This window comes from Paenibacillus sp. P4_A9 (genome assembly GCF_056402415.1).
The window spans coordinates 1-14,755 of sequence record NZ_JBFUHL010000092.1 but is presented as its reverse complement, the minus strand read 5'-3'; the positions used below and the strand labels follow the sequence as shown (position 1 = coordinate 14,755).

Here is a 14,755-nt window from a genome sequence, read left to right as displayed (position 1 = left end):
CGATTAGGCACGATCCATCCAGAAGGCCGTACCGCATAGTCGGACTCTCGAATATAAGGGACTATCGGTTGGACTTTGATGGTTTCAAGAAAAGATGGTTCCATGGGTTCTCCTTATTTTGCGTACTAATATAATAAGATTTTACAAGAAATAAGTAGAGTTTCACAATGTTTTTTTTAGCTATTTATCTTATATTTAATATAATTCTTAAAGATTCTATAAGGAGGTAACGTAATGACAAGAGTAAATAATAACAACCTAGGCTTGATTCCGCTTGCAGGTGTTTGTAGTTATGAAGACGCTTGCAAGGTTGGCTATGACATTGATCATAACGTAAGTTTGCTAAGAAGATATTTATATTCCGAATCGCAGTTAAATCAAATTTTGGCAGCACATATTACAAATGTTCCTGAGTGGGAGGTAAAAGGGGCTTTCGGGTTGCATATGTGGCTGGATGCTGAACATAGTGCGGCACTGCGCAAAAGGGTAACAGAGATGAGGGAACCACCTTTGCATCTGGATAAAGTGCCTGACGATCAGCTCGAGGCATTCTTCCATGAAGTCATTCGTGCAGAGACAACGCTAGAACTGGTAGTAGGAATTTACAGGGTGGCAAAGTCGGAATTAGTGCGTTCAATGAAAAAGCATATAGCAGAGACGAATCCATTGGTCGATCATCCGACCTGCAGAGTGTTGAAGCTTATTTTAGTGGAAGAGGAAGAGAGCCTTTCATGGGGGGAGGATGCTGTGCGAGCGCTTATTCGTACGGAAGAAGATCAGCAGGCAGCAATGAAATGGCAAAAGCATCTGGAGACTTTCCTGTTCGCCGCAGGCGGCATTTCAGGTGACTTGGTCAAGCCTCAAGATTGGCAGCCTGTTACGCCACGAGCAAATGGCCAAGCTTATGACATGAAGGTGGAACCTCGGCGGGATGCAAGATTCGCGGATTTCTACAATTCAACAGCTAACTTCGATCAATACTATTTTGACGAAAATCGTCCTGCGGATGAAAGAACGTATGCCCTACTCTTCAAACGTCTTCGGGAAATGGATGTACCTGAGTGGATGGGACCTATCATTTACAAAACGAAGGGCAAGCCTTGGGAGTACTATACGKACTTGAGTCGACAGCTATGGGACGAAGCTCGTCATTCGATGATGGGTGAAGTGGGGTTATACCAAGATGGCGTTGAGTTTTACAAATATCCAGTAGAGTATTTAACAACAATGGCATTAAACACGACTGCTACTCCGTTGGAGGCGCATCTTGTTCTTTGGTACATCGAACAAGGATTAATGCCGAAAGACATCGGTAAACATTTTGAATGGGTCATTGCCAAAGCATCGGATAATGAGCTTGCAAAAACATTTCAGGATTATGATTGGGCTGATGAGGTCCTGCATGCGCAAATCGGCAGAAAATGGTTAGTCTCAGAGTTCAAGGACATGGGAGAGCTTAAAGAAATAGCTGAAAGTGTGATGAAGCGAAACTTGGCAGAGAAGGTTAGACTTAGCTTGCAATCGGATCAAAAAGAATGGTGGCCTGAATTTCTTGCTGAAATTCGTGCTGGTAAAGAAAGAATACGCGGAGGTGTAAACGTATGAATTTAAAGGATAAAGTTTGTGTGGTCACGGGAGCAGCTAGAGGGATTGGCTTGTCATTAGCAAAGCAGCTTCATGCAGCTGGTGCTAAAGTCATGCTTAGCGATGCTGATGAAAACGCGTTGCAAGAAGCCGTGAGGAGTCTATCCTCTKATCGTGTCAGTGCGTGGAGAACCGATGTCCGCTCAGAGTCCGATATAGCTGCATTGGCAGAGAATGCAGAGTCTCAGCTTGGACCTATCGCAGTCTGGATCAATAATGCAGGCGTTGCAAGGCATAAACTGATTACAGAATATACCGAAGAAGATATTGATTGGATGATGGATGTCAATTATAAAGGGACTGTCCTTGGCTGCAAGCATGCACTTCGTAGCATGAAAGAGCAGCGTGTAGGCCACATTATCAATATCATTTCCACGGCTGGATTAACGGGCGTGCCTACGGAGTCTGTCTATTGCGGAACTAAATTTGCAGTAAGAGGATTTACGCAAGCATTGCAAGAGGAAGCTGCACAATTCAATATCCGTGTTTCCGGTATCTACCCGGGTGGCGTAAATACGACTTTCTGGGACATAGCGCGCGAACAGAAATCACCTGTTGAAAAATATTTAACACCTGACGATGTTGCCAAAGCCATTGTCTCTGTGATTGAAATGGATGATAACTGTGTCACGCATGAGATTGTTCTACGATCCATGAGGGATGCAAATTTTAGCTTACAGGATATAAATCAATGAGGATGCAGCTGCATTCAGAGAACTTTCAATCTGCAGCATTGAACGCACGTCGCGTCTACCGTCTCTTGCTTCCAGAACCGCGACCAGTCGGTAGACTGCCTTTATTGATTTTGCTGCATGGCGTTCATGGCTCCGAAATCGATTGGACGGAGCAAGGAAATGTAGTTCAAACCATGCAGGATTTGATGGAGGACAATCGGATAGGTCCCATGGCTATTCTCATGCCATCCGATGGATTGACCGCTATTGGTACCGGTTATTTGAACTGGGATGCTGGCAGCCCGCATCTGTATGAAGATTATTTGTTTGATGACCTGATCCCGCATGTGGAAAAGAAATGGAACGTAGGCGGGGTAAAGGAATTGAGATCGATCAGCGGTTTATCCATGGGTGGCTATGCCTCTATTCGGTTGGCTTTCGCCCGCCCAGAAATGTTCGCCTCATCCTCCAGTTTAAGCGGATTTTTCGATGTTCAGGAGTTGGGTGAACTGATTGGTGCAGAAGATTATGCGCGGATATTCCAAACGAATGAGGGACGAATGGAGGAGGTATCGCCCTTAACGATGGCTTTATCTACCTCCAGCGAGTTACCCAAGATTTACTTCGATTGCGGCTTTGACGATCGATATAGCCAGATGAATCGCGGGCTTCATGAGCGGTTGGAGAGGATAGGCGTAAATCATACCTATGCGGAGCATCCAGGCGCCCATACTTGGGATTATTGGCGTGAACATATCAAGGAGCATCTCATTTTTCATTCGCATGCTATGCAGGAGCCCTCATCTTGAGGGCTTTTTCTCTGTTCTCTGCTAGCGGTTTTAGAGACCCGTTTTTCGCCAAGTGCTTGGAGAACTCCCGATATGTTTCCGAAATACCGTCATAAAGTGTTGGCCGATGACCTGCGCGAAAAACCCGAGGTAGTTGCTGGAAGCGGGAAATGGCGAACTCGCGATCAGAGACGTCCAAGCAGAACCAGTTCGGGGGATCCTCCGGATCCTCTACAATCATCCACCAAATCCACTAGGCTCCAAATGATTAAAGCGCGCTTTATGGAGCTCGCCCGGCATGAGCGAATGGTTTCTACCGGATAGTAGCAGTCAAACCTGAAACAATCAAGTATACTTAAGATGTGATTAAATGACATCCTTGATTGGAAGGGATCTCCATGACAGCCAAATCAGATTACAAAAAAATGAGTCGTATTTTAAATGAGACCGCCGTTAATTTACAGGGGGCAGAATTAAGCTTTAAGGTGCAATATTGGGGCGCTATGCCTGAACATTTCGATAATCCTGAACATCGGCATTCCTTTTTTGAGGTCTGTTATATCCTGTCAGGTGAGGGCAGCTATCTGGAGTCAGGCGAAGAATATCCACTTCGTCAAGGAACCTTATTATGCTCAAGACCTGGCAAATGGCATCAAATTAAAAGCGAGGGTGGCATCGAGCTCTATTTTGTTGCCTTTGAAATCGATGGTTCACGGTCATCGGAAGAGAAGATAAACCAATATTCACAAATCATGAATCGGAATAAAATCGTTGTTCGGGATGCTGATGATACGGTAGCCGCCCAGACCTGGCGCATGTTGTTTGCGCTGTGTGCGCAGGATCGTACTATGACGAAAGAAATGATTCGTAGTTTTGCCTATGCTTTGCTTGTTTCATTTTGCAGTGAATTTGCGGAGGTGGCCGAAAGTGACGACCTCCCAGAGCACCAACAGATTTCTTCCTTTTATCTACAGCAAGCGAAGCTTTTCATCGAGGATAATCTAACTTCATCATTGAGTCTTCATCAGTTAGCCAGCTATCTCAACATAACTGAGCGCCATTTGTCGCGATTGTTTGCTAGAAATATAGGTCAAACCTTTTCACATTATGTGCAAGAGCGAAGAGTCCGGAAATCCATGGAACTTCTACTAGAAACGGATTGGACGATAAGCCGGATTGCTCAGGAGACGGGGTTCGAAACGGTCCACTATTATACGAGAGTGTTTACACGTAAAATTGGCGTTCCGCCTGGTCAGTTTCGTAAATCGCAATTGTCAGAGATTCCATTTAGCTAGCACGGTATCCGAATCTATAGCTAAACTACCGAATCTTTATCTGAAGATTATTACCATATACTGGATTGAATGTTGTGGTAGAATCAAAGCAGGTCGTGAAGTACGCGCCGCCTGTTACCAGTTCATAGAACTGGACAGGCGGTTATTTTATTTCCTGGAGGCAGATGAAAATGGAGACGGTAAAGGAGCTACTGAGATCGGACGAGTCATTCGGTCTTGCTTACGCAAAATTTATGGAAGAGCAAATAAATGGAAGCTCAGGCGAAAGAAAACGGAGGCTGCTTAGCGATAAACGGTACGCGGAAACCTTGTTTCTAAAAGAAGTCTTCTGGCCAGCCCTCAAAAGCTTTCGACGATTATTCGCCGAATTTGAGATCCGAGATTATAAGGATAGCTGGCGATACTTGGATTTTGCTTTCATCGTCAACACCGTGCGCATATGCATTGAGATTGACCCATTCGGGACCCATTTTCGCAACATTGATCGTAATCGATACGACGACAATCTACATCGTCATAATGACCTCGTCTTGGACGATTGGAAAATTCTCCGATTTTCGTTGGATGATATTAAAAATAATCCACGGAAATGTCAACAAACACTCATGCAGGCAGTTGCGAAGTGGGGGTTGGAAGATACATCGAATCTACTCCAGTTACTTCCCATAGAATATGCAGTTTGGAAATGGGTTGAAAACCATGAAGGTATGGTCACGCCAACTTCAGTAGCAAGGGCGCTAAGAATGAATCGAGAAACTTCCGCCAAATATCTTAAATCACTTGTCATAAAAGGATTAATCCTTCCTGCATCCAAAGATGGTAAGAAGATAATGCGATATCAAGCAAAATCTTCAATAACAAGTTGCGAGAATCGAGCCTCACAACGTTAGTTCGAGAAGCCGCGCCTCACTGAAGCTGGATATTCCAGCGTTAGAATGTGAGATCGAGGAGCTGATGCTCGCTGAAGCTGGATATTCCAGCGTCAGAATGTCATTTCGAGTAGCTGAGCCGCTCTGAAGCTGGATAATCCAGCGTCAGAATGTGAGATCGAGAAGCCGCGCCGCTCTGAAGCTGGATATTCCAGCGTCAGAATGTGAGATCGAGAAGCTGATCCGCTCTGAAGCTGGATATTCCAGCGTCAGAGTTTCAGATCGAGGAGCTGAGGCTCGCTGAAGCTGGATATTCCAGCGTCAGAATATCAGTTCGAGAAGCTGAGCCTCACTGAAGCTGGATATTCCAGCCTCAGAGTGTCAGTTCGAGTAGCCGCGCCGCTCTGAAGCTGGATATTCCAGCTTCAGAATGACAGTTCGACTAGGCGAGCCTCACTGAAGCTGAATTTTGTGAGATTTGTAAATGTCCGAATAGTGCAAATGAATGTCCGCTTGATTCAAAGACACGGAGTCCCTATACGTTTATCATATAAGTAAGCGTTACCATGATAAGAAGGAGGCAAACCAGTGTCTAATCAAACTAATAAACGGGATTATTCCCTTACAGGACCAGAAAACAAACGAGCCCAGGATCGAGGGTTAGCAACGGCTGAATGGTATGTGAGCCCGATCTCGCGAAAGCGTCTAAAAGAGCTCATGAAGCGAAAGGATGGTCCCGCAATCCGGGACACAATCATCATGTTTGCGTGGCTAATAGGTACAGGAATTCTTGCCTATTATTCCTGGGGCACTTGGTGGGCGATACCGGCATTTGCCTTGTACGGCATCAGCTACGCATCAACTGCCGATTCAAGATGGCATGAATGCGGTCACGGGACAGCTTTCAAAACACCATGGATGAATGATGTTCTCTATCAAATTGCCTCATTCATGGATATGAGACCACCGACACCATGGCGTTGGAGTCACGCTCGTCATCACACAGACACGTATATCGTCGGTCGTGATCCGGAAATTGCCATGACTAGACCACCCGTTTGGCGGATTCTTTTTGGAGAAATCATTCATGTTTATGGTGGCTCAAGAGATCTCAAAAGTATCATCACACACTGCTTCGGGCAGCTGTCTGACTCGGAAAAAGACTATGTACCTGTGACTGAATTTAAAAAAGCAGTTTGGATCTCACGTCTTTGGATGCTAATCTTCGCCAGCCTCATTGTCTGGTGCTTTCTAATAGGAAGTATTTTACCGCTTATGTTTGTTGGTCTCCCAACCTTCTATGGTCCGATTCTCCTTATTCTTGTAGGGGTAACTCAGCATTTGGGCCTGCATGAGGATGTTCTCGATCATCGTTTAAATACGCGTACGATTTATTTGAATCCTTTCTTTAGATTCCTTTACTGGAACATGAATTATCACATAGAGCATCACATGTTTCCGATGGTTCCCTATCATGCCTTACCTGAATTGCACAAGGAATTGATGTTCGATTACCCGGCACCAAGTCCTAGTCTATGGGCGGCATTGAAAGAGGTTATTACAGCACTGATTAAACAAAAGAAAAACCCGCAATATGTGGTTGATCGTCCTCTGCCAAGTACCGCAACGCCCTATTATTATGGGATACAGGCAGAAACAGCTGCGACATCGCAAGCGAGCAACGCACATTAAGCAATCAATCAATGATGAATTCAATTATGAGAGGAAGATGAGAACATGGCAGGAAACAGAGCAGTTGTCTACAGTCAACCAGGTAGTGTAGAGGTACGTAATACGGATTATCCGGATTTGGTGCTGAAAGATGGTCCTGGTGTCAATCCATTAAACGTAGGACGAAAATGCGAGCATGGTGTCATCTTAAAAGTCGTAACTACTAACATTTGCGGCAGCGATCAGCATATGGTTAGAGGTCGGACAACTGCGCCGTCAGGTCTCATCTTGGGTCATGAAATMACGGGTGAAGTCATTGAAGTTGGACGCGATGTGGAATTTATTAAAAAGGGAGATTTGGTCTCCGTTCCTTTCAATATTGCYTGTGGCCGTTGCCGCAGYTGTAAAGAACGAAATACGAATGTCTGCTTAAACGTCAACCCGGATCGTCCTGGTTCCGCCTATGGTTATGTCGATATGGGTGGATGGGTCGGAGGACAATCGGAATACGTGATGGTTCCTTACGCAGACTTCCAATTGCTGAAGTTCCCAGATAAAGATAAAGCGATGGAAAAAATTCTTGATTTAACGATGCTTTCTGATATTTTCCCTACGGGCTATCATGGTGCAGTCAGCGCAGGCGTTCGACCAGGTTCAACCGTATACGTTGCAGGTGCTGGTCCAGTTGGACTTGCTGCGGCTCATTCCGCTCAACTGCTTGGTGCWGCGGTAGTTATCGTAGGTGACTTGAATGCAGAGCGTCTTGCGCAAGCGAAAAGCTTCGGCTGCGAAACAGTCAATCTGCGTGAGAATTCGGATTTGGCCGGACAAATTGATCAAATTCTAGGCTCTCCAGAAGTCGATTCAGCGATTGATTGTGTAGGCTTTGAGGCACATGGTCACGGTAAGGCTCATGGCGAAGCGCCAGCAACGGTGCTGAATTCGATCATGGAAGTTACGCGTGCAGGAGGCAGCTTGGGTATTCCTGGTCTTTATGTAACTGGYGATCCAGGTGCAGTTGATGAGGATTCCAAAATTGGTACTCTTAAGATTCGTTTCGGACTTGGATGGGCGAAATCCCATACCTTCGTAACGGGGCAAACGCCTGTCATGAAATACAACAGAGAGCTGATGATGGCTATTATGAGCGGAAGAGCACAAATTGCAAAAGCCGTTAATGCTACGCTTATTTCGTTAGATGCTGCTCCGCAAGCCTACCAAGAATTTGATCGCGGTGTTTCCAGGAAATTTGTCATTGATCCACATGGTCTTGTTAAATAAATTTTATCTTACTCGGAGGCACGTATGCAGAATGTAGAGGGTTGGGTTGAAGCTTGTGATGTCGATGATATTGATGAGGAAGATGTCATTCGATTTGATTATGAAGACCGTACGTTTGCGATTTATCGCTCAGACAAAAGCAAATATTATGCGACGGATGGGTATTGCACCCATGAGAAGTTTCATTTAGCTGAAGGTCTTGTCATGGGCAGCACCATTGAATGTCCCAAGCATAATGGCCGGTTTGACTATACAACGGGTGAAGCAAAGCGTACACCCGTATGTGTCAGTCTAAAAACCTATCCTGTAAAAATTGAAGAGGACAAAGTCTTCATCAAGATCGACTGAGGAGCGAATAGAGAATGGCCGATTTAGGAATTGTTATTGTTGGTGCAGGGGAAGCCGGTGCGAGAGCGGCTGTTGAACTCCGAACTGAGGGTTGGGGTGGGCCGATCACGCTAATCGGCAAGGAAAAGCTGGCACCTTACGAACGACCGCCGCTTTCCAAAAGCGCATTGATCGATGAAGACGAGCCTCGCCCAATGACGATTCTGGACGAAGCAAAGCAATCCCAGTACAACATTCAGTTAATTACGGATAGCTCGGTCGTTAAGATAGATCGTGAGCAGCATATGACAGAGCTTAGTAATGGGCAGCATGTCAGGTATGAAAGGCTCTTGCTTGCTACAGGAGCCTCGCCACGTCGATTGAACATGGAAGGCTCCGACACGACAGACTTGTTGTATCTTCGCACTTTCGCTGACGCGCTCGTATTGCGTTCACGATTTCTAGCAGGAAAGCACATCGCTGTCATCGGAGCAGGCTTTATAGGTCTTGAAGTAGCGGCAAGCGCAAGAGAAAAAGGCTGCTCGGTAACCGTTATTGAAGTAGGACCGCGTATTTTGATGCGTGGCGTTCCTGAAGAAATTGCGAGAATCGTAGAAGCGCGCCATCGACAAGCAGGTGTCGAGTTTAAGCTAGGGGTAGGGATAGGAAATATTGCGAAAACACCAGATGGTCATTCGATTACGTTGGCAGATGGAACCGTTATCCAATGCGATGCGATTGTCGTCGGTATCGGCGCTGTTCCTGAAACGTCATTAGCTGCTCAAAGTGGGCTTACGATCGACAATGGCATATGGACAAATGAGGAACTCAGAACGAGTGATGCGGATATTTTCGCAGCAGGTGACTGCTGCTCCTTCCCGCATCAGCTTTATGGAGGCAAGCGTATCCGTCTGGAAGCTTGGCGGAATGCACAAGACCAAGGAACGCATGCGGCGCACAACATGCTAGGCGCTTCTAAGCCTTATTTGGAGATCCCGTGGTTCTGGTCGGATCAATATAATCAAACCTTGCAAGTCACCGGCTTGCCGGAAAGCGGTGTGAAGACGGTCGTAAGAAATCTAAGCGATACGGATAAGCTATTCTTTCACCTCTCGGCTGAAAATCAGTTGATTGCGGCAAGCKGTGTAGGCTTAAACGCCAAAATTGCCAARGATATTCGTCTCTCGGAAATGCTCATTCAGAAACAAGCGATACTCGATCCGAATGACTTAGTAAACCCAGACGTTAAAGTGAAGGCGTTATTGAACGCTATCTCATCATTGTAAGGAGATAAGCATGAGCCATTGGAATCGAATTAATGATGGATCCTTAAATCCACCTAGACTAGATGTACAGCAAGCTATGTGGGCTATGATAGGGCTAGGAGAGAATGGGAAAGAATGGACGTTGGAGCAGAAATTCGAGAAAGTCGCGGAAGCGGGATTTAAAGGTGTCAGTTATTTGATACCTTCTCCTGAAGATATGGATGAGTGGCACCGTTTACTTGACCGCTACAAGCTGAGTTTCAGTGCCATTGCTTACCCTGCTAAACCACAAGATATGATTGGTATCCTTCAGCATGCTAAACAATTTGGCCGAGTCCAATATATCAATTCTCAGGTGATGGATTCCTTTGTTATTGATAAAGAAGCGATTCATTTACTTGATGGTTTGTTAAAAGCGTCAGAGGAATCCAAAATTCCACATTTTATCGAGACGCACAGAGGGACTGTAACGCAAGATTTGATCCGCGCGGCAGGCTATGTAGATGCGCTTCCAGAGCTTCGATTGATGATCGACTTATCGCATTATGTTGTTGCCGGAGAAATCCTGGGAACGAATGATAACGTGGAGTCCTATTTCGATAAGATTCTGACGCGTTCAGCGGGAATCCATGGTCGCATTTCCAGTGGAGAACAGATTCAGGTAGACGTAGGAGTGGAAGGCGATCACCCTATGGTGGAGCATTTTAAGCGCTGGTGGCGTAAAGGGATGGTCCATTGGCTTAAACAAGCACAGCCTGGGGATTTGTTCCCATTCTGCTCAGAACTCGGACCGCCTAACTATTACGCGATCACTCGCCGTAATGAGCAAGGTCAACAACAGGAAGTCTCTGACCGCTGGCAGCAAGCGTTGCTTTTTAAGAGAATTATTGAAGAGCAGTGGAGGAAAGCGCAAGAAGAACTCGTTTAATTTTTTTAGTTTGTTCGAGAATCCGAAGAGGCCACAACCGCGAATGGTTGTGGCCTCTTCTAATTATTAACACGAAATTGTTGTGGAGCCATGCCCGTATACTTTTTGAACAAACGAGAAAAGTAGCTCACATCTATATAGCCTAAAGCGATAGAAATGTCTTTGATTTGCATGTCTGTATTTAATAGGACTTTTTTGGCTTCCGCTATTTTTAAACGATGAAGATATTCGTTAAATGGAAAACCTGTATACTGACTAACCATTCTTCTGAGAGTAGGAACCGAAATATGATTGCGTTTTGCTATCTTTTCGGAATCAATCGGCTGATATAAGGAATTGGAGATATCTTCAATTAAATGAACAATATCTGTTTTAGTTGTGTTTTGGCGTGGTTCATTCAGTTGCAGGATCCATTCGTAAACAAGGGATTCTAGCAAAAGGGAGGCACGATCTACTTTGGATGGAGCACCGCTTTCAAGAAGATGGAAGATCATTTCCAATTTACTTACCCAAGTTTCCTCCCATCCGATGTACTTGACAGTATCTGTCTGATGCAGCCAGTTGTGCAACCACTCCTGAATCCGAGTTCCCTCAAAGCGGATGTAATATTCATCCCAATAACCATTCTTTTCAGGTCCGTAATGAAATGTGGCGCCAGGAAAGACAAAAAACAGGCTTCCCCTCTCCACTTGCTGCTCGACTCCATCATTGACTTTGTAGAACCCTGTTCCTCCAATAATAAAACCTAAAGCCCAACTATCGAAAGTCGCATGGGTTCGTTGCAAGGTTCTGCCGGGTAAATGTCCCATCTYGGTAATCGTTAATGATTTGATTTTTAGTTTCGATTTATCCACTTTGAGATCAACGACTTTAATCGGGGTCGGGCTGATCATATAGTCCAAGAACTTTGTCATCGGCTTCATTCCCTCCAGTGAAAAAACCAGTTATTCTAAGTATGAAAAAATTATAATTTTTCCGATTCCATGCTGCAAAGATTATATGAGTCATGCCGATTGAAATGGATACGATTTGTTTTATTATAATGGAGGAGCTTTATCATGGAAAGAGGCGATAAATTAATCATGCTTCGAGATCTTGAAACAGCTAGTCAAATGAATGTTATGGAATTGAAACTCATCAAATCCACTTGGGGTATGCAAGGGACTTATGAAGAAATCTTCAAACAGATTGCCGAAGCGGGATATAACGGCGTTGAAACAATCCTGCCTGATCCCGAACAGGAATCCATATTTAGAGAATTACTCGCCAAGTATGATTTAGACTTCATCGCTCAGATACATACGTCTGGAAACCATATCGACACATTCAGGGCATTGGTTACCCGTGCGGCAACATTCAATCCTCAATTAATCGTTTCGCAAAGTGCAAGGGATTGTATGAACTGGGCGGATCAAGTCATGTTTTTCGATCAAGCTCTTGCTATTGAACAACAGGTAGGAATTCCGGTAGCGCATGAAACGCACCGACACCGAGCGATGTTCACACCCTGGAGTACTGCTGCGTTGTTGAAACATTTTCCCGATCTAAAAATTACTGCAGATTTTAGTCATTGGTGCTGTGTCTGTGAATCGTTGCTTGAAGATCAGAAGGATGCACTCCAAATTTCGATTGAACGAGCAATTCATGTGCATGCCCGAGTCGGATTCGCTCAAGGTCCTCAGGTCCCTCATCCAGGTGCGCCAGAGTATGCTAGAGAGCTTGCTGTACATGAAGACTGGTGGCGGCAAATCGTCAATCACCAAGCTGCGCAAGGGGCTAAAGCGTTAACATTCACAGCCGAGTTCGGTCCTCCGGGTTATATGCCGACATTACCGTTTACCAACCAGCCAGTGACAGATCTATGGGATGTTTGCTTGTGGATGGCTAATAAGGTAAAGGAATATGGAGAGAAGGGGTAACTATATGCTAAATCAATTGACATTTCGACAGCTAAAGAATGCTTTGGAGGAGACACAGCACTTACCTCATTCTCTATTTGCAGAAACAAAGTCCCCGGAACGGTGGAAGATGGCAAGAGAGGACAGCAAGTATGCTGATTATTGGGTAAAACTCGAGGAAAAAGCAGCACAATTAATCCAAGAACCTGCTCGAGCTCCGCAGTTTTCTGAGTTTACCTTATTCGGCGATACGGGGGATGTAAATACGTACGGTTCCAAGTTCAGAGAGCTGTTTGCCGGAATCCATACGTTTAGCATGCTTGCCATGACGGAAGATAAAGCAGAATGGATGACGGGTCTGAACAATACGATTTGGAGCGTCTGCAATGAATATACGTGGGTATTGCCTGAACATGTGGGGTTATATCATAACGATTATCCYAACGGCATCTGGGACCAACCAGTTCCGCCTCGTGAAACTGTGGATCTGTTCGCAGCCTACAGTGCTTGTTATCTAGCAGAAGCTATCTGTCTGCATGGTGATCGCTTACATCCTTGGGTCGTACATCGTGCGAAGGAGGAAATAGAACGGCGAATTTTCCATGTCTATTTCGATACGCCACTTCCGCAAAACTGGGAGCTGAAAACAAACAATTGGCCGGCAGTATGCGCATCCAGTATTGGAGCAGCGGCCATCTATTTAATTGAAGACAGGGAAAAACTGGCTGGTATGCTATGGCGAGTGATTGGCGCGCTTCGCAATTACTTCACGGGCTTTGACGAGCAAGGGGCTACGCCAGAAGGACCTACGTATTGGAGTTTCGGCTTCTCTTGGTTTGTGTATTTCGCAGAATTATTGAAGGAGCTTACACACGGGAGAATTTCGCTCCTTGCGGATGAAAAGGTGAAATTCATCGCGAAGTTCCCACAATTTTGCATGTTGTCCGGCGGCAAAGTGGTTAATTTTTCGGATTCATTTGAAAGTATTCAATTCAATCCTGGTCTAATTCATCGTCTGCAGCAATATGCGCCTTCACTCGGTATGCCTTCTGAAGATAATCTTGGTACACCGGTCTTTAATAATTGGATGGATGCTGCAAGGCTTATGCTTTGGTCGCCAGATGCATACCCAGAGGAAGTAGCAGAAGAGCAAGCACGTATCGAAGAACAGATCTTCACCGGCGCTCAGTGGGTCATTTCGAAAGTCAGAGGACCTCAAGGGCGAATGACTGCATTTGCAGCCAAAGGCGGATATAACGAAGAACCGCATAACCATAACGATTTGGGCCATTTTATTTTACATGTGGATGGTGAGAATGTGCTGGCAGATATCGGTATCGGGGTGTATACCAAACAATATTTTCAACCTCAATATCGGTATGAACTGATTAACGCAGGCTCTCATGGACATTCGGTTCCGATTGTAAACGGGTGCAGACAAGGTTTTGGCAAACAGTATCGCTCGGAAATCCTTTATAACCAAATCACTGAGGACGAAGTTCAATTTGGCTTGGATTTAACCAAAGCATATGCGTGTGATTCACTTGAGCTGCTTACCAGAGAGTTTATATGGAGACGTCCAGAGAACGAGAATCCACAATTAGTCATAACAGATAAGGCCAAATTCTCTAAAGTGCCTGAATCTTTTCAAGAAGTGTTCATAAGCAGTGTACCCCCRCRGGMGGCAGAATTAGGGCGTATTCAGATGCATGGGGTGATGATGCACTATGATTCTGAGCAGTGGAAGCTTGATATAGAGCGGGTAGTAACGGATCTAAATTCAAAACAAGATGTTCCGTTTTATCGCATCATATTGACTTTGACAAACCCTGAATTGGAAGTGGCATTCAAATGTCGATTTGAGGTCAACGCTTGAAATAAACACCTAGTATGTCGTTATGCCGCCAACAGATGGCTCCTGGTATTGATCAGGGGTCATCTTTTTTTTTCTTGAAAGCTAGGTTGATTGTAGTGAATTCCGAATAGGAAGAATAACGGTTGATAATACTAATTTTGGCAGCTTTTGGTCGATGCCGGGTGTTATAGTTGACCGTGGCGTACCCACATAGATGTAAGGATGATTAGGATGATTAAAAGGGTAATTCAATCTATACA

14 protein-coding genes are annotated in these 14,755 nt (G+C 45.1%); 13 read left to right on the top strand and 1 reads right to left on the bottom strand.

All coding sequences use genetic code 11. The features are described 5' to 3' along the window. The first annotated feature begins 234 nt into the window (after positions 1-234). From AC1DVJ_RS27950 to AC1DVJ_RS27900, 11 genes are all read left to right on the top strand, one after another. Positions 235-1,605, top strand: a complete 1,371-nt coding sequence (locus AC1DVJ_RS27950) for a hypothetical protein (RefSeq protein ID WP_477595615.1) — start codon at positions 235-237, stop codon at positions 1,603-1,605. Next, entirely contained in the window at positions 1,602-2,339 is a 738-nt protein-coding gene (locus tag AC1DVJ_RS27945; protein ID WP_477595613.1) for an SDR family oxidoreductase, read from the top strand. Before AC1DVJ_RS27950 ends, AC1DVJ_RS27945 begins: the two co-directional genes overlap by 4 nt. Next, positions 2,336-3,127, top strand: coding sequence for an alpha/beta hydrolase (locus AC1DVJ_RS27940; protein ID WP_477595611.1), 792 nt, complete (start codon positions 2,336-2,338; stop codon positions 3,125-3,127). The genes AC1DVJ_RS27945 and AC1DVJ_RS27940 overlap by 4 nt, the downstream gene beginning before the upstream one ends. Positions 3,128-3,199: 72 nt before the next feature. Then, a complete protein-coding gene (locus tag AC1DVJ_RS27935) occupies positions 3,200-3,430 on the top strand; it encodes a hypothetical protein (protein WP_477595609.1) in 231 nt (76 codons plus the stop codon). Between the two features lie 74 nt (positions 3,431-3,504). Further along, positions 3,505-4,401, top strand: a complete 897-nt coding sequence (locus AC1DVJ_RS27930; RefSeq protein ID WP_477595607.1) for a cupin domain-containing protein — start codon at positions 3,505-3,507, stop codon at positions 4,399-4,401. A 170-nt stretch (positions 4,402-4,571) separates the two neighbouring features. Further along, on the top strand, positions 4,572-5,291 hold the full coding sequence (locus AC1DVJ_RS27925) for a DNA-binding response regulator (protein ID WP_477595605.1): 720 nt from the start codon (positions 4,572-4,574) through the stop codon (positions 5,289-5,291). 567 nt (positions 5,292-5,858) lie between these two features. Further along, positions 5,859-6,962, top strand: a complete 1,104-nt coding sequence (locus tag AC1DVJ_RS27920; protein ID WP_477595603.1) for a fatty acid desaturase family protein — start codon at positions 5,859-5,861, stop codon at positions 6,960-6,962. A gap of 45 nt (positions 6,963-7,007) precedes the next feature. Continuing rightward, a complete protein-coding gene (gene fdhA, locus AC1DVJ_RS27915; protein WP_477595601.1) occupies positions 7,008-8,222 on the top strand; it encodes a formaldehyde dehydrogenase, glutathione-independent in 1,215 nt (404 codons plus the stop codon). Between the two features lie 24 nt (positions 8,223-8,246). Next, entirely contained in the window at positions 8,247-8,570 is a 324-nt protein-coding gene (locus tag AC1DVJ_RS27910; protein ID WP_477595599.1) for a MocE family 2Fe-2S type ferredoxin, read from the top strand. 14 nt (positions 8,571-8,584) lie between these two features. Continuing rightward, positions 8,585-9,835, top strand: a complete 1,251-nt coding sequence (locus tag AC1DVJ_RS27905) for an NAD(P)/FAD-dependent oxidoreductase (protein ID WP_477595597.1) — start codon at positions 8,585-8,587, stop codon at positions 9,833-9,835. A gap of 10 nt (positions 9,836-9,845) precedes the next feature. Beyond that, positions 9,846-10,742 carry a sugar phosphate isomerase/epimerase family protein gene (locus AC1DVJ_RS27900; protein WP_477595595.1) on the top strand — a complete coding sequence of 299 codons (897 nt, stop codon included), beginning with the start codon at positions 9,846-9,848 and terminating at the stop codon, positions 10,740-10,742. Between the two features lie 59 nt (positions 10,743-10,801). Here AC1DVJ_RS27900 and AC1DVJ_RS27895 read toward each other — a convergent pair whose 3' ends face one another. Beyond that, entirely contained in the window at positions 10,802-11,635 is an 834-nt protein-coding gene (locus tag AC1DVJ_RS27895) for a helix-turn-helix transcriptional regulator (protein ID WP_477595617.1), read from the bottom strand. Positions 11,636-11,800: 165 nt separating this feature from the next. On the opposite strand from AC1DVJ_RS27895, the gene AC1DVJ_RS27890 reads away from it, so the two are divergent. Next, positions 11,801-12,661, top strand: coding sequence for a sugar phosphate isomerase/epimerase family protein (locus tag AC1DVJ_RS27890; protein WP_477595592.1), 861 nt, complete (start codon positions 11,801-11,803; stop codon positions 12,659-12,661). A 4-nt stretch (positions 12,662-12,665) separates the two neighbouring features. Further along, on the top strand, positions 12,666-14,516 hold the full coding sequence (locus AC1DVJ_RS27885; protein ID WP_477595590.1) for a hypothetical protein: 1,851 nt from the start codon (positions 12,666-12,668) through the stop codon (positions 14,514-14,516). Positions 14,517-14,755: the final 239 nt, after the last annotated feature.